Here is a 15,603-nt window from a genome sequence, read left to right as displayed (position 1 = left end):
GCGGAGAGGCCACACCTGTTCCCATGCCGAACACAGCCGTTAAGCTCTCCTGCGCCGATGGTAGTTGGACTGACGTCCCGCAAGAGTAGGGCGCTGCCAGGCAATTAAGAGACCCAAGAGGGTCTCTTTTTTTGTATAATAGAAATAGAATGAAGTGCCGGGTGATTGACATGACATTAAAAATAAAATTAAATACATTAGAAGAAACTGAAAAATTTGCGGAAGTAATGGCTGAAAAAGTTTCCGGAGGAACGGTCATTACATTAAAAGGCGGCTTAGGGGCGGGAAAAACAACATTCTCACAGTTTTTTGGCAGAGCTCTCGGAGTCTCAAGACGTATTACTTCGCCGACATTTAATATTATTAAAAGTTATCCGCTTGATGGTTATACGTTCCATCATATGGACTGCTACCGCTTGGAATATAGTGAGGAAGACCTTGGATTTGACGAATATTTTAATAATGATGATATTTCTATCATTGAATGGCCGGATTTTATAGAAGAATTCCTGCCGGATCAATTTTTAGAAATAACGATTAAAGTTGAGAACGGTGAACGATTATTTTATATAGATAATCATGGTGGTTTTGATTATCTGATGGAGGCTTTAAATGATTTCACTATTGATTGATACATCCAATAAACCATTGTCCATTGCAATTAATAAAGATAATATGCCTTTAGCAGAAATTAATGTAAATATAAAGAAAACACATTCAGAGACTTTGATGAGTTACATTGATCAGCTGTTTAAATATGCAGATATTAAAAAAAGTGATGTGGATAGAATTATTGTCGCAAGGGGACCGGGGTCATATACAGGTGTAAGAATTGGTGTAACAGTCGCTAAAACACTTGCTTACAGTCTGAATACAGAATTATACTCAGTCTCTTCACTGTTTGTTCTGGCAGCATCAAATAAGAAAGCAGGTTCTGTCACACCTATATTTGATGCGAGGCGGGGAAATGTATTTGCAGCTTCCTATACTTTTTCGGGAACTTCATTCGAGGAGAAGATTCCACCGCAGTATACTGCATATAAAGATTTAATTTCCCAACTAGATCATACAGAATATATTGGTGACACAACAGAGAAATTCACAGAAGAAATTACAGGATTTACTCATGTTATTCCGAGAATCTCGGAAACAGAGAAATTCACAGATTCATTGAGAAAAGAAAATCCTCATCAGATGGTTCCGGAGTATTTAAGAATATCGGAGGCGGAAAGAAATTGGATAGAAAAGAATCAATAATCATCCGGGAGATGACTGCAGAAGATATCGATACGGTTCATGAAATCGAGACGGCATCTTTCCCTTCAACTTCCTGGAAAAAAGAATCCTTTATGCGTGAACTTGTCGTTAATAATTTTGCACATTACTTTGTAATGGAACAAAATAATATCATTATTGGTTACTGCGGCCTATGGATGATTCTTGAGCAGAGTCAGATAACTACTATTGCTGTCAGGACTGATTTACGCGGTCGGGGATTCGGAGAGTACTTACTGAGTCATATTAAGGAATACTGTACAGAATCAACGGATATACTTTCCCTCGAAGTGAATGTAGAGAATACAGCGGCTAAAAACCTTTACGAAAAACTGGGATTCAGCTATGGTGGTATCCGTAAAAATTATTATGGTCCTGGAAAGGATGCACATGTAATGTGGGTGAAGTTAAATGACTAAAGATATTAAAATATTAAGTATAGAAACCAGCTGTGATGAGACTGCATGCAGCATTATAAAAAATGGGAAAGAGATTTTATCAAATGTTGTGGTTAGTCAAATCGACAGCCATAAACGATTCGGTGGTGTCGTTCCCGAAGTGGCATCGAGGCATCATGTTGAGTCAATTACATTGGTGATTGAAGAGGCTCTACAGAAGGCTGAAATTAGCCCGGATGAGCTGGATGCAGTGGCTGTAACAGAAGGTCCCGGTCTCATCGGTGCACTTCTCGTCGGAATTAATGCGGCCAAAGCATTCAGTTTTGCACATGATCTTCCGCTGATCCCAGTGCATCATATTGCAGGGCATATATATGCATCCGAGCTTGAAGAACAGATGAATTTCCCGTTAATTGCGCTCGTTGTATCAGGAGGCCACACTGAACTGTTATTAATGAAAAGCCATTTAGAGTTTGAAGTCATTGGAGAGACGAGAGATGACGCTGTTGGAGAAGCCTATGATAAAGTAGCAAGAGTAATTGGACTGCCTTATCCCGGAGGTCCTCATATTGACCGTCTCAGTAGTGAAGGCACAGATGAATTTAATTTTCCGAGAGCATATCTGGAGAAAGGTTCGTATGATTTCAGCTTCAGCGGATTGAAATCAGCAGTAATCAATACACACCATAATTACAGTCAGAAGGGACTGGAAGTTAAGCCTGAGAATGTTGCCTGCGCTTTCCAAAACAGTGTTGTAGATGTCATTACGGATAAGGCTATGAAGGCAGTTCGGGAATATGGTGTGGAGCATTTAATTGTTGCAGGAGGTGTCGCTGCAAACAGCGGCCTTAGAAACAGATTTGAATCACTCTGCAGTAAACAAGAAGTGAAACTCCATATTCCTGCTTTAAAGTACTGTACTGATAATGCAGCGATGATTGGTGCGGCAGCGTATCAATTGTATCTGAAGGAATATTTTACAGGTCTTGATTTAAACGGACGCAGTTTTATCGATATTGAAACGTACAGCACGACGGTGTTATAATACATGTATTAAACTAAGGAGGTTTTGAAAATGGCCAACATGCCGAGAATTTGGAACAGAACTTTTGAATCATAATTAAATATTATTCAAAAGTCTTGTTCAAACGATTATTCTACGGGATAAGTGTGTCCATTTTCATACCTTAAAATGAAAGACATTCAGGGAGACAGTACAGGACTGTCTCTTTTTTATGCCCGGAGATTGTTTGCACAGACATTAAGGAGTGCAAATCATATGAATGAACAATCAATAAAAATTAAGAATTTAGATCTCAGCTTCGGAAACAAAGACTTATTTAAAGTAGATGAATTGTCCGCGTATACCAATGATAGAATTGCGATAGTCGGTGACAACGGTAAGGGAAAATCAACACTGTTAAAAGTGATAGCAGGTGAACATCCTGAGTATGAAGCCTGTATAGAAAGACATACAGACTTTAATTATCTCCCGCAGATTGGTGAACTCGATCAAAGTGTGGATAATACGCTTGATTTTGAACTCTTAAGCCGGATGAATGTACCGGATAACGAGCAGTTAAGCGGCGGTGAAGAAACAAAGTTCAGACTGGTAAAAATATTATCCGACTATCGGCTCGGTCTTCTTTTAGATGAGCCGACAACACACATTGATACTGAAGGCATAAAACTGCTCATTAAAGAGCTTGAGTATTATTACGGTACTTTAATATTCGTCAGTCATGACCGGCATTTCATCAACAGTCTGGCGACAAAGATATGGGAAATTGATGACGGGAGTATTCGGGAATACCATGGCAGTTATGATGACTATGAAAGTCAAAAACAAATTGAACAGCTCGAACAGGAACGTCAGTATGAACAGTATATGAATGAAAAGAAGCGTCTTGAAGCAGCGGAAGAGAAACAGCTGCGGAAGGCGGAAAAAATGAATCATGTGGATAAGAGATCACGTGATGATATCCGGCCCTCCCGTCTTGAGGGTACAAAATCAAAAGAAACAGTGCAGAAACAGGTCTATAAAAAAGCAAAACATATAGAGAAAAGAATCAGTCAGATGGAGGAAGTTAAACAGCCGAAAACAGAGCGGGAGCTGATTTTTCCAATATCAAAATTAGTAGAGCTGCACAATAATTTCCCCGTTATGGCTCAGGATTTCACTTTGAAAAGAGGAGATAAAGTACTGCTTGATTCAGTCAGTTTTCAGTTTCCGCTTTCAAAAAAGATTGCTGTCACAGGAGGAAATGGTACAGGTAAATCATCACTGCTTCAGGAAATTATAGAACAGAATCGAGCGTTCACTATCTCGCCGAAAGTGAGAATCGAAGTGTATGAACAGATGTCATATAAAATGAACAGTAATGATTCTATTGTGAGATATTTAATGCGGCATACGGATTTTACTGAGCCTTTAGTCAGAAGTATGCTTGTTAAATTAGGATTTTCCAATGATGAAGTGATGAAACCCGTCAATGTACTGAGCGGGGGAGAAGCAACAAGAGTATCACTGGCACTGCTGTTTGTGAAGCGGTCCAATGTCATCATACTTGATGAACCGACGAACTTCATTGACTTAAAAACGATTCAGGCGCTGGAGGCGTTTATCGGAGCATATCAAGGTACAGTAATATTCACTTCCCATGATAAATATTTTGTGGAAAGAACAGCAGATGAAATATATGAAATCATCAATCAGACATTGATTAAACATTAAAAAAAGGGAGGGTGACCGAGTCACTCTCCCTTAAAATATATCTATTAACTTTCAGATTCACCGAGCTTATTTGATATTTCATCAAAAGCAGGTAATTTAAATTTCAGGAATGATACAAGAAGCATCATCAACAGTGAACCGAAGATAATCACACCCATATAGATTAATGCATCATTGTATGACATGACTGCTTCAAAATTGAAAATGGCTTCTCTCAGAGCAGTAATGACATAGCTCATCGGAAGATACGGGTGAATATTTTGATAAAAAGCACCTGCAGTATCGATAGGGAATGTCCCTGCACTTGATGAAAGCTGCAGAATTAATAATACGATGGCAATGAATTTTCCGACGTTCCCTAAAACATTAACTAGTAAAACAACAAAGAGTACTGATGCAATTGACCACAGACAGACCATCAAATAGAATCTCGGCTCATTCTGAATTTCCATATTAAAACCAAAATGAATCACAAGATAAAGCAGTGTGCCGGCTAAAGCACCATGGAAAATCATCAACAGAGACTTACTGGCAAACATACTGAAGAAGTTTGGATAGAATTCTGTTTTACGGTTGACCGGATAGATGACAGAATATGCTACGGCACCTAGGAATAAGCTGACAGCTGCAATAAACGGTGCAAAGTTTTGACCGTAGTTGTTGATGTCGACAATTTCGTGTTCGTTGATATTAACCGGGTCGGCAATGAGTTCAGCATTGCTGTCTGTTAATGAAAAATCGTTCAATGCTTCATTACCTTCTGAAACCTGACTGCTCATCTCTCCCTGGCCGTCCTGAAGTGCTTCAAGACCGTCTGTAATCTGATTATTGCCTGAAGCGAGCGCTTCGCCTTCCTCGCCGAGTGCAGCACCTGCAGCATCGAGTCCGCTTTGAAGTTCTGTATTTGCATCAATTAAGTCTGAAGTACTGTCCTGCATCGTGTTCAGACCGTCAATAAGTTCTTCATTTGAATCATGCACATCACTTAATGATGATACTAAAGCTTTTGTGTACAATTCAGTGATTGACGTTGAAATTTCATCGGATACACCATTACCGGCCTGACCGCCGATGACACTTCCCATATAGTTGAAACCGGGGTTTGTATAAAGATCGATATCAATCGGTGCACCGCCGTCCTCAAGCATTTTTCCTGCAGATTCAGAAGTGCTTTCAGGAATGACCACTACGCCGAACGCTTCACCGTCTTCAAGATGCTGCTGTGCTTTGTCATAATCCATGACCTGCCAGTCGAAGTCGTTATTATCTTCAAGGTTTGAGATAACATCCTCCCCGACGTTAATACTTTCACCGTCTAATTCAGAACCAGTATCTTCATTGACTACGGCAATCTCCATCTCATCCATATTACTGTATGGATCCCACATGGACCCAAGGAATATTGCTGTATAAATTACGGGTACCGCTGCTGTGATAAATACGGATATTAACAGCAGAGGATTTTTAAATAATACTTTAAAATCATTAAACATTTTATTTCCCTCTCTTTTAAAATAAAGCTATAATAACAGTTAATGAACACACTGTCTATTATTTTATTTCGAAATTGTAAAAAATCAATAGACAATAAAACGCATCTCGTCTATTATACGACGCAAACTTTATAATTGTCTGTTAAAAGGAGGAATTACACTATGGAAAATAGAAAAGATGACTTGAGAAAGATAAAAACGAGAATGGCACTTGATGGTGCATTTACCTCATTAATAAAAGAAAAAAGTTTTGATGATATCAGTGTTAAGGATATTACAGAACGGGCGATGATTAACCGAGGTACTTTTTACATGCATTTTCAGGATAAATATGAACTTTTGAATGCCTATGAAACAGAGCTGTTGTCTGGCCTTTCAAAAAACTTGATGGAGAATATTGATGAACATCAAAAATTGACCAGAAAGATGGCAAAGGATATTGCCATTAAGACTTTTGAATATGTTGATGTTAACAGTGAAAGAATTATTGCTCTGTTTAATAATCCCGGAGTGAAAGGATTTGAACAGAAAATTCAGGAATACATGTCAGCATATTATCGTGATAAAGTATCACAGATACTCAATCCCGAGAAAGTGAAAGTCGACATTGATTATTTAATTGCCTATATTACAGGTGCACATATTTCATTAATGAAGAGATGGCTTGAGAATCAAAGGCGTGAGTCATGGGAGGAACTTGCACAGATACTGGAAATTATATCTGTTAAAGGTCCGTTTTATGCTGCGGGTATTTCAGAAGAGTAGAGGGGTGGAACGGGCGTTCTTTTAGGTTTTTGATTACAAGTCTCGACAGCTGTCAAGACGGAACATTCGTTTTATCCACAATCTGTGGATAACCTGTTGATAAAAAGTGGAATGATTATGGATAAGTGACGGATGAGTGTGGGTAACTTTGTGGGAAACAGTATTATTTCTTGTGGATTTTGTGGAAAAGTAACAACAGGTACTGAGAATCCACAATATAACCTGTGGATAAATATGTGTGTATTTCATTTTTTAGAAAGTTTTCTTTTACACCGAACACAAAGAAAAATCGTCTGCTTAAAACAGACGATTTAATCATTCAGTTCATTCCCGAGCTGTTCCCACTCTTCAAGCGCATGCTCAAGTTTCTGGTTTTTGTCAATCAGTTCAGTATTTAAAGTATCTGATTTAACAAAATCATTATACACTTCAGGTTGAAGCAGCTGTTGTTCTATGTTCTCGATGTCCTGTTCATAACTCGAAATACTGCTTTCAAGGGCTGTAATCCGTTTTTTAATACGCCCGATTTCATTCCGCTTCTTTTTCTGATCCATGTAATCGGTGTTTTTTTCTGCTGGAACTTCCTCTTCACGAATTTGTGTGATCTCAAGTTCTTCTTTTTTGTGCAGGAAATACTCATAATCCCCATTGATGACAGTGATATTATTATGTTCCATCTCAAGTACACGAGTAGCCATCCGGTTGATGAAGTAACGGTCGTGCGATACAAACAGAATAGTACCCGGGAAAGCTTCCAAAGCTTCTTCCAGTACTTCTTTACTGTCAATATCAAGGTGGTTGGTCGGTTCGTCCAGGATGAGAAGATTGTTTTTCTCAAGCATCAGCTTAGCAAGCTGAATACGCGCCTTCTCACCACCGCTTAAGTCATTAACACTTTTCATGACTTCATCCTGGGTGAATAAAAAGCGGCCCAGAATTTTTCGGACATCACTTTCATTCATATGAGGGTATTCATTCCAAAGCTCATTCAGAACATTATTGTTCGATGTGAATTCGGCCTGTTTCTGGTCATAATAGCCGATTGAGACGTGGGTGCCGTATTGAATGGTGCCGCCGAGTGTCTCAAGTTTCCGGGCAATCGTTTTGACAAGGGTGGACTTACCGATTCCGTTCGGCCCTAAAACGGCCATACGGTCACCCTTATCAACATAAAAATTAATGTGGGCATTTAAAGGTGTATCGTATCCGATGGATATATCCTTTACTTTTAAGACATCATTGCCGCTTTCCCGCATGATATTGAAGCTGAAATCTGCATTCCGGTAATCCTGTCTCGGTGCCTGGATACGGTCCATTGATTCTAATTTTTTCCGGCGGCTTTTGGCCATATTGCTGGTCGAGGCCCGGGCGATATTTTTTTCTACAAAAGTCTCGAGCTTACTGATTTCTTTCTGCTGCTCTTCGTATTGTTTCATCAGCAGACGGTGCCGTTTTTCTTTTTCTGCCATATATTTAGTGTAGTTCGTATGGTAGAGTGTGCCCCGGTTGAGTTCGAGTTCATAGATTTTATCCACTGTTTTATCAAGGAAGAAGCGGTCATGACTGATGATAACGACAGCACCTTGGAACTGCCTTAAGTAACCTTCCAGCCACTCTACAGTTTCCATGTCCAGGTGGTTGGTCGGCTCATCCAGCAGCAGCAGATTCGGCCGGCTTAAAAGAAGCTGCCCGAGAGCAAGGCGTGTTTTTTGGCCGCCTGAAAATTCACTGACATGTCTCTTTAAATCATCCGGTTCAAAATTAAGTCCGGTAATGACGGATTTTATTTCAGTTTCAATATGATAGCCGTTCTGATTTTCAAAAGTATTTTGAAGTTTTTCAAACTTATCAATATGCGCCTCATAATCACTGTGCGTATATTCATGTTCGCTGAGCCACTGTGTCTCAAGGTCCATATCTTCTTTTATCTGTAATATATTTTTAAACGGCTTCATCATTTCATCATAGACAGTCTGTTCAGACTCGAGTGTCATCTGCTGGGTCAAGTATCCGACAGAGACATCTTTCGGCATGCTGATTGTACCTTCATCATAGCTGAGTTCCTGTGCTATAATTTTCATCAGTGTAGATTTACCGGCACCGTTTTTCCCAACGATACCAATGGTTTCCCCTGATTTAATTTCGAGTGTGACGTTATTGAATATCAAGTCTGTCACAAAAGATTTTTTCAAATTTGATAACTGCATTACAATCATTATTATTCCCTCACTTTCTTCAAGTTTACAACAATACAGACAAAAAAACGATGAAATTATATACCTATAATGTATACTAAAAAATTATGACTGTGCTATAATTAAATGACTAGTATATCAGGTAGGTGTAGTTGAAGTGAACAGTAAGAAGAAGATTCCCAATGCAACAATGAAGCGGCTTCCGTTATATTATCGGTATTTTAATCAGGCGGAAGAGGCAGGGACTGACCGTGTATCTTCCAGAGAAATAAGTGAAGCACTGGATATCGATTCTGCGACAATCCGCCGAGACTTTTCTTATTTTGGTGAACTGGGCCGTAAAGGCTACGGATACAATGTTAAAAGTTTACTCAAATTCTTTATGGAACATATTCAGGGTACGGATAAGAAGAATGTGATTATTATCGGTGCAGGTAACCTGGGCAGTGCCTTAATGAATTATAAATTCACTAATTTAAATGATAAGATGACTGTTGTCGGGGCTCTCGACCACAATAAGCATTTGGTAGGAACAGAGGTCAACGGTGTAGACATTTATCATACTGATGAATTAGAGGATATTATCAGCCGTGAGAAAGTTGAAGTGGCAATTCTTACACTACCGGCGTCAGTTTCTCAGGAAATGGCAGAACGTTTAGTTGCTGCAGGCGTAAAAGGTATACTAAACTTTACACCCATAAGATTGAACCTGGATAAAGATATCTATGTACACAATATAGATTTAGGTGTAGAATTACAGGCATTATTCTTTTATATGAAGAATTTATAGGAGGGGCAAATTTATGTTAGAATTACTTATTCCACAAACTTTAATGGCAGTAGGACCTGCAAGCCTGATTGTGATTGCGGTTGTTGCTTTAATTATTTTCGGACCGAAAAAGCTTCCGCAGTTCGGTAAAGCGATCGGCTCAACTTTAAAAGAATTTAAAGATGCGACAAAAGGTCTGGCAACTGATGATGACGACGAAAAAGAACAGCCTAAAAAAGTGGAAGCAAGCGTAGAAGAACCAAAAAAAGTTGAATCAAATAGTTAATAAGGTAAATGAGGTGGCGTAAGCCGCCTTTTTTTAAAGAGGTGAGTTTCTCAGTGAATGAAGAAGAAAGAGAGATAACAGAGCATATAGATGAAATGAGGAAGCGGATTTTAACCGCGGCTTATTTTTTTGCAGCTGCCTTAATTATCGGCTTCTTTTTATCCAAGCCGCTGATATATCAGATGCAGAATGCACCATGGACGGAAAATGTTCAGATGCATGCATTTCAAGTGACGGATCCGCTCAGAATATACATTCTGGTTATCGTTGTGATTGCATTTGTGATTATACTTCCTGTAATTATGTATCAGGTCTGGGCGTTTATCACGCCGGGATTGTACAGTAACGAGCGGAAGTTAACATTGTCCTATATACCGATTGTTGTCGTATTAATGCTGACGGGTATGGCATTCAGTTATTTTGTAGTGGTTCCTTATATTATCAGATTTACATTCGACTTATCTGCTGAGATGGGAATTCAGACTACAATCGGTATCAATGAGTATTTCGGCTTTTTATTCCGGACAGTACTGCCGTTCGGGGTGATTTTTCAAATGCCGATTCTTGTATTGTTCATGACACAGCTCGGTATCATCACACCGATGTTTTTGAAGAAAAATCGTAAGTATGCATATTTTATTCTGTTCATAGTGGCTGCAGTAATCGCACCGCCGGATTTAATGACGCATATCATACTAACCATTCCGATGATTATGCTTTATGAAATCAGTATTATGATTTCGAAAACAGGGTACAGAAGATATTTAAAAGCTGAACAAAAAGCGATAGAAGAAGAACTGGAGTAATCAGGAGGGCTGGACATGAGAGATTTTAATGATGACTATTATAAAAAAATTGAATCACTGGATCGTGAAGCACTCGTCCGGCTGATAGAAAAAGTAGATTCGAGTCCGTGGCGTCAAGGGTATCATACACAGCCGGTGACAGGATACATGTCGTCTCCCGCAGCATTTTTCTATAGAGACGGCAGGTATCATCTGTTTTATAACTGGCATCCTTTAACGGATAAAAATAATATTAATTACTGGTATCACGTGTCTGCGGATAATCTTTCCGATTTTCATAATGAAGGTGTTAAGCTCAGACCGGACGATTTGTATGACAGTCACGGTCTGACGGCAGGTTCGGCAGTGGAAATAGGCGGTGAGCTGTTTGTATTTTATACCGGCCTGTTTGAAAAAGCGGGGAAAGAAATCGCGCCGGTGCAGCTTGCTGCAGAATTCAAAACGGATAAGAAACTCTATAAACATCCCGTACCGCTTATCGAAGAAATGCCGGAAGAAATTAAAACAGTGCGGGACCCTTTTGTATTTAAACAGAGGGATACATATTATATGATGCTCGGCATTGAGAAAGCTGACGGCTACGGCGGTGCGGCACTTTACCGATCAACGGACGGCTTACGGTTTGAGTACAGCGGGGTTCTTGATACACCTTTGACAACATTCGGTGATATGTGGGAGCGTCCGGAAGTATTTGAACTGGACGGCTTTGATGTACTGATGTTCTGCCCAAAAGGGATTGATAAGTACGGTTATAACTTTTGGAATACGGATCAGGCCGGATTCGTCATTGGCGAACTGGATACAGGAAATGTATCAATGGATCACGGTACTTTTTTTGAATTTGACTACGGCTTTGATTTTAATATGCCGATGACAACTGTTGATGCGTGCGGCCGCCGGGTGATGATCGGACTTCTCGGTATGCATGATACAGATTATCCGACAGCTGAGTATGACTGGGCGAACTGTCTGTCTGTACCAAGGGTGCTGAGTATTGAAGACTACAAATTAAAACAGCGTCCGCATCCGGACATAAAGAAACTGAGACAGTCTGAGATTAAAGCAGAAGGTTATTTTGACCACCACCCAAAGCGGCTGAGAGATTTTTACGGAGACAGGTATGAGTTTATTATTAACTTTATAGAGAATGACGCAAGTGAAGTCTACATTAAGTTAAGGGTTTCAAAACGTGAAGAAACGGTCATCACATATAAGAAAGAGCAGGATGAAATTATTCTGGATACGACGTTCAGCGGTGAACTGCCGGTCGGTGTCGACGGGACAAGGCGGCACCTTAAACTGAAGGGTAGCCTCAGACAGCTGCATATCTTTATGGATGATTCAAGTATTGAAATCTTTATCAATGACGGAGACCGTGTCATGTCATCCCGTATTTTTCCGGATAACAGCTCTAAAGGGGTTGAATTATCCACTGAAATCGGGCAGTGTTATGTGGAGATGACACAATATAAATTAAAGGAGTCTGAGCATGAGAAAATTATATACAGTTGGAGAGGCACTGATTGATTTTATACCAAAGCAGCGTGAAGTGGCTCTGAAAGAAGTACAGGAGTTTGAACGCCGTGTCGGCGGTGCACCGCTTAATGTTGCATGTGTTGCCGGTAAACTCGGTGCAGAAGTGAATATGGTTACACAGGTCGGCAGAGATGCATTCGGTGATTTGATTATTGATACTTTAAAAGAGAATAATGTGGATGTCAGTCATGTACAGACAACAGAACAAGCGAATACTGCACTTGCTTTTGTGTCTCTGAAAAATGACGGGGAACGGGATTTTTCATTCTACCGGAAACCTTCGGCGGATATGCTTTATAAAATAGAAAATACAGAAAATGTAAAGACATCAAAAGAAGATATATTATATTTCGGCAGTGTATCATTGAATACTGATGATATGAGAAAAGCGCATGATGCACTGATTGAAAAGCATCAGCAAACAGGCGGAATAATATTCTTTGACCCTAATGTAAGACTGCCACTCTGGGAAGATGAAGCAGAGTGCAGCGCAGTGATTAATACGTATATTCCGCATGCAGATATTATCAAAATCTCGGATGAAGAACTGGAATTTATTACTGGAATTAAAGATGAAACAGAAGCTGTACAGTCTTTATTTAAAGGTAATATAAAAGTCGTTGTCTATACTAAGGGAAAAAACGGTTCAGAATTGTATGTTAATGGTGAGAAGTTGTATGAAGCACCGGGCCTTAATGTGAAGGCACTGGATACAACAGGTGCCGGTGATGCGTTTTCCGGTGCGTTCTTATTTCAACTTTTAAACCGTGATGAAGAAAGTTTAGAATGCTTTTTAAGAAAAGAATTTGAAACTGTCTTAACATTGTCAAACAGACTGGGTGCATATCAAACATTGAATTACGGGGCTGTAGAGAATCTGCCAACTTATCAGAATCTTTTAGAGTTGGATATTTAAGTGCTTTCTTCTTATAATATTTATAATTAATTATGAAATGAATGCGGTTTTATTTCAAAACATGCTATAATTATTTTAATATTTAATAAATATTTTATATGACATTACAAAAGGGGGAACGGCAGAATGTTTTCAGTACTCAGTCAAATATCAAAGCGATTGGAATATATGACACCTGTTGAGCAGAGAATTGCAAGGTTTATGCTGGATAATCCAACGCAGGTGATTAATATGCCTGTAAAAGATATCGCGGAGCAAAGTAATACGAGTGATGCGGCAATTGTCAGGTTTGCAAAGAGAGTCGGTCTTGCGGGAATAAAAGAGTTGAAAGTGGAGCTTGCGAAAGAATTACATACGCTTGAAAAAGAAAAAATTTCCCGTGTGATTGATCTCGAAGTGGATAATCATAAGGATATTTTTGAAAAAGTATTTAAGAATACGATACAGGCATTGTATAACACTGAAAAGATTGTCAGTCGTGAAGTGATGAAAGAAGCGGCACATGAGATACTGAATGCCAAAAATACATTTATTTATGCGGTAGGAGATTCATCCAATGTCGGTCAGGACATTGAACAGAAACTGCACTGTGTAAATGTAAATGCATTCTTTACTTCTGATAAGTATTTGTGTTTAACGCGCCTTTCCAATGCGTGTGAAAGTGATGTGCTTTTTGTGATTACCTTATCCGGTAAAACACAGGAAGTCATCGAAGTGGTGAAAAAAGCAAAAAGTCTCGGCATCAAAACAATTATTCTAACACAGAATCATGCATCAATTGCCAAGCGTCATTCAGATTTGGCAATAGAAATCACAGAGGAAGAGACAAATATTCAATATATGAATATGACCAGCCGTATCGCGGAACTTGTGATTTGTGATGTATTGTTCTTCTATATTTGTAAAGAGCTCGGAACAAAGGCTTACGACAATATCATTAAATCTTATGATGCTACACATTAATACCGGCACACAGAGTCCATTTTAAAATGACTTCTGTGTGTTTTCTTTGTATTACGGACTTCATGTTTGCAATATGAATGAAATATTTACTTCTGCATATTAAGGTTATGTAACAACTTATGGTAATTTATAGATATGACTGTCTTTGTCTAATATACTTAGAATATCGAAATAACTATAAAGTAAAACAGCCTTCGATGGCAGGGGGTTTTGATATTGAAAAAAGGCATTAAAATATGTGCTGGAACTGCACTTGTTTCATCAATGTTGTTTACAATGCCTGTAATTGTATATGCTGATGATGAAGAAAGCATGGACGAAAATACAGATAGTGAAACAGAAATAATAGACGGGGACAGCGATGAACCCGGCGGTTATGAAACATATACAGAACCATCAACGAACATCAATGATACAGAGTCAAATCAGACGGAGAATACTCAGTCCGACAGTGTTGATCTTGAAGCGGATGAAGAGAACCCGGGGATTCAGGAAACACCTGACTCCGGTGAAGAAAGTCCGGACAATGAACCGGGAGGTCCTGTTGACAACGGGAATAATGTAAATGAACCAACAGAAACACCGGATAATGAAGTCACTGAAGAACCTGAAAGTGAAGAGCCGTCTGAACCGGAAGGCGGGAACCAGGGGAACGGTCCTTTAATTCCTGTGGAAAACGGTGAGGACCCGGTTGAAGAAGTGGAAACGCCGGAGAGTGGAACTGAAGAACCGTCTGAGCCTGAAGCATCTGAAGAGGAAAATCTTTCCCCTGAGCCTTCACCTGAACAACCGGATAATGAATCTTCTGAAGAAGGTACTGTAACTGATTATCCAGAGGAAGAGGCGCCGGAAAGTGAAACGGAAGTTCCGGAAAATAATGAACCGACGCAGACTGAGGAAACAGAACAGAATACGACGGATTCAAATCAGGGAAATAATGAAGATAATGTACCTGAGCAGGAATATGAAGAACCTGTTGAGGAAGATACTGTGGATTATTACGAATCGACGTGGGAAAGTGATGTAACAGATCCTGCTGACTTGGACATTTTGGAAAGTGACACTAATACGGTTGAGGAAGACACTGCATCTGAAACTTCCTACAACAGCCGTTATGCAGGAAAACAGCTGTATCAATATAATTTTGGAGATATCTTGAATGGTGTCGATCTTAGACCCGGATCATCTGAAGATTCATTGGCTTTGCTGGATCAGAGAATTCATCAGGTGATGACGTCTAAAATTGTAGGAATGGAAGGCTTATCTGACGAAGATCGTGCAGAACTCGATGAGCAGGTTAAAAATGAAGAGGCAGTAGCGGGTCTTGAGGAACTGCCGAATACAGGTGAGAAATCATATAATATCTTTTACAGTGCAGTATTATTTATTGCGGGTGGAATGTTATTTTATGTAACGAAATACAGTAAGCAGTAATCAAAAGCTCAGGCGGGTTTACCCGCCTGAGCT

General features: G+C 39.4%; 15 protein-coding genes and 1 rRNA gene. 14 read left to right on the top strand and 2 right to left on the bottom strand.

The genetic code is table 11. The annotated features are described in order from the left end of the window. The 6 genes from rrf to abc-f all read left to right on the top strand — a co-directional run. A 5S ribosomal RNA gene (rrf, locus tag ACFSX4_RS14085) occupies positions 1 to 102 on the top strand; the annotation flags it as partial. A gap of 68 nt (positions 103 to 170) precedes the next feature. Next, positions 171 to 632 carry a tRNA (adenosine(37)-N6)-threonylcarbamoyltransferase complex ATPase subunit type 1 TsaE gene (tsaE, locus tag ACFSX4_RS14080; RefSeq protein WP_377775922.1) on the top strand — a complete coding sequence of 154 codons (462 nt, stop codon included), beginning with the start codon at positions 171 to 173 and terminating at the stop codon, positions 630 to 632. Next, complete coding sequence (gene tsaB / locus ACFSX4_RS14075) at positions 613 to 1,257, top strand: tRNA (adenosine(37)-N6)-threonylcarbamoyltransferase complex dimerization subunit type 1 TsaB (RefSeq protein WP_377775921.1); 645 nt, start codon at positions 613 to 615, stop codon at positions 1,255 to 1,257. Before tsaE ends, tsaB begins: the two co-directional genes overlap by 20 nt. 11 nt (positions 1,258 to 1,268) lie before the next feature. Then, complete coding sequence (gene rimI, locus ACFSX4_RS14070) at positions 1,269 to 1,694, top strand: ribosomal protein S18-alanine N-acetyltransferase (protein ID WP_377775933.1); 426 nt, start codon at positions 1,269 to 1,271, stop codon at positions 1,692 to 1,694. Beyond that, positions 1,687 to 2,718 (top strand): tRNA (adenosine(37)-N6)-threonylcarbamoyltransferase complex transferase subunit TsaD, encoded by a 1,032-nt coding sequence (tsaD, locus tag ACFSX4_RS14065; RefSeq protein WP_377775920.1) that lies wholly within the window; start codon positions 1,687 to 1,689, stop codon positions 2,716 to 2,718. The genes rimI and tsaD overlap by 8 nt, the downstream gene beginning before the upstream one ends. Before the next feature lie 234 nt (positions 2,719 to 2,952). After that, on the top strand, positions 2,953 to 4,407 hold the full coding sequence (gene abc-f / locus ACFSX4_RS14060) for a ribosomal protection-like ABC-F family protein (RefSeq protein ID WP_377775919.1): 1,455 nt from the start codon (positions 2,953 to 2,955) through the stop codon (positions 4,405 to 4,407). A 44-nt stretch (positions 4,408 to 4,451) separates the two neighbouring features. Here abc-f and ACFSX4_RS14055 read toward each other — a convergent pair whose 3' ends face one another. Next, positions 4,452 to 5,900, bottom strand: coding sequence for a YhgE/Pip domain-containing protein (locus ACFSX4_RS14055; protein WP_377775918.1), 1,449 nt, complete (start codon positions 5,898 to 5,900; stop codon positions 4,452 to 4,454). A gap of 162 nt (positions 5,901 to 6,062) precedes the next feature. Between ACFSX4_RS14055 and ACFSX4_RS14050 the strand changes: the two genes are divergently transcribed. Next, positions 6,063 to 6,665, top strand: coding sequence for a TetR/AcrR family transcriptional regulator (locus ACFSX4_RS14050; RefSeq protein ID WP_377775917.1), 603 nt, complete (start codon positions 6,063 to 6,065; stop codon positions 6,663 to 6,665). 311 nt (positions 6,666 to 6,976) lie between these two features. On the opposite strand, the gene ACFSX4_RS14045 is transcribed toward ACFSX4_RS14050, so the two are convergent. Then, positions 6,977 to 8,881, bottom strand: a complete 1,905-nt coding sequence (locus ACFSX4_RS14045) for an ABC-F family ATP-binding cassette domain-containing protein (RefSeq protein WP_377775916.1) — start codon at positions 8,879 to 8,881, stop codon at positions 6,977 to 6,979. Positions 8,882 to 9,017: 136 nt separating this feature from the next. Between ACFSX4_RS14045 and ACFSX4_RS14040 the strand changes: the two genes are divergently transcribed. The 7 genes from ACFSX4_RS14040 to ACFSX4_RS14010 all read left to right on the top strand — a co-directional run bounded on the left by ACFSX4_RS14040 (position 9,018) and on the right by ACFSX4_RS14010 (position 15,570). Then, a complete protein-coding gene (locus tag ACFSX4_RS14040; RefSeq protein WP_377775915.1) occupies positions 9,018 to 9,650 on the top strand; it encodes a redox-sensing transcriptional repressor Rex in 633 nt (210 codons plus the stop codon). Between the two features lie 43 nt (positions 9,651 to 9,693). Next, the gene (locus ACFSX4_RS14035; RefSeq protein ID WP_377775932.1) at positions 9,694 to 9,915 is read left to right on the top strand and encodes a twin-arginine translocase TatA/TatE family subunit; all 222 of its coding nucleotides are present in this window, start codon (positions 9,694 to 9,696) and stop codon (positions 9,913 to 9,915) included. Positions 9,916 to 9,968: 53 nt separating this feature from the next. Next, entirely contained in the window at positions 9,969 to 10,721 is a 753-nt protein-coding gene (tatC, locus tag ACFSX4_RS14030) for a twin-arginine translocase subunit TatC (protein WP_377775914.1), read from the top strand. A 15-nt stretch (positions 10,722 to 10,736) separates the two neighbouring features. After that, positions 10,737 to 12,248 (top strand): glycoside hydrolase family 32 protein, encoded by a 1,512-nt coding sequence (locus tag ACFSX4_RS14025; protein ID WP_377775913.1) that lies wholly within the window; start codon positions 10,737 to 10,739, stop codon positions 12,246 to 12,248. After that, on the top strand, positions 12,211 to 13,173 hold the full coding sequence (locus ACFSX4_RS14020; RefSeq protein WP_377775912.1) for a carbohydrate kinase family protein: 963 nt from the start codon (positions 12,211 to 12,213) through the stop codon (positions 13,171 to 13,173). Before ACFSX4_RS14025 ends, ACFSX4_RS14020 begins: the two co-directional genes overlap by 38 nt. Positions 13,174 to 13,299: 126 nt before the next feature. Continuing rightward, positions 13,300 to 14,136: a MurR/RpiR family transcriptional regulator gene (locus ACFSX4_RS14015; protein ID WP_377775911.1), complete on the top strand. Its 837-nt coding sequence runs from the start codon at positions 13,300 to 13,302 to the stop codon at positions 14,134 to 14,136. A gap of 216 nt (positions 14,137 to 14,352) precedes the next feature. Then, positions 14,353 to 15,570, top strand: a complete 1,218-nt coding sequence (locus ACFSX4_RS14010; RefSeq protein ID WP_377775910.1) for an LPXTG cell wall anchor domain-containing protein — start codon at positions 14,353 to 14,355, stop codon at positions 15,568 to 15,570. Positions 15,571 to 15,603 lie beyond the last annotated feature (33 nt).

Origin of the sequence: Corticicoccus populi, from assembly GCF_042686195.1 — a bacterium.
GTDB classification, from domain to species: Bacteria; Bacillota; Bacilli; order Staphylococcales; family Salinicoccaceae; genus Corticicoccus; species Corticicoccus populi.
This window is presented reverse-complemented; position numbering and strand designations above follow the sequence as displayed.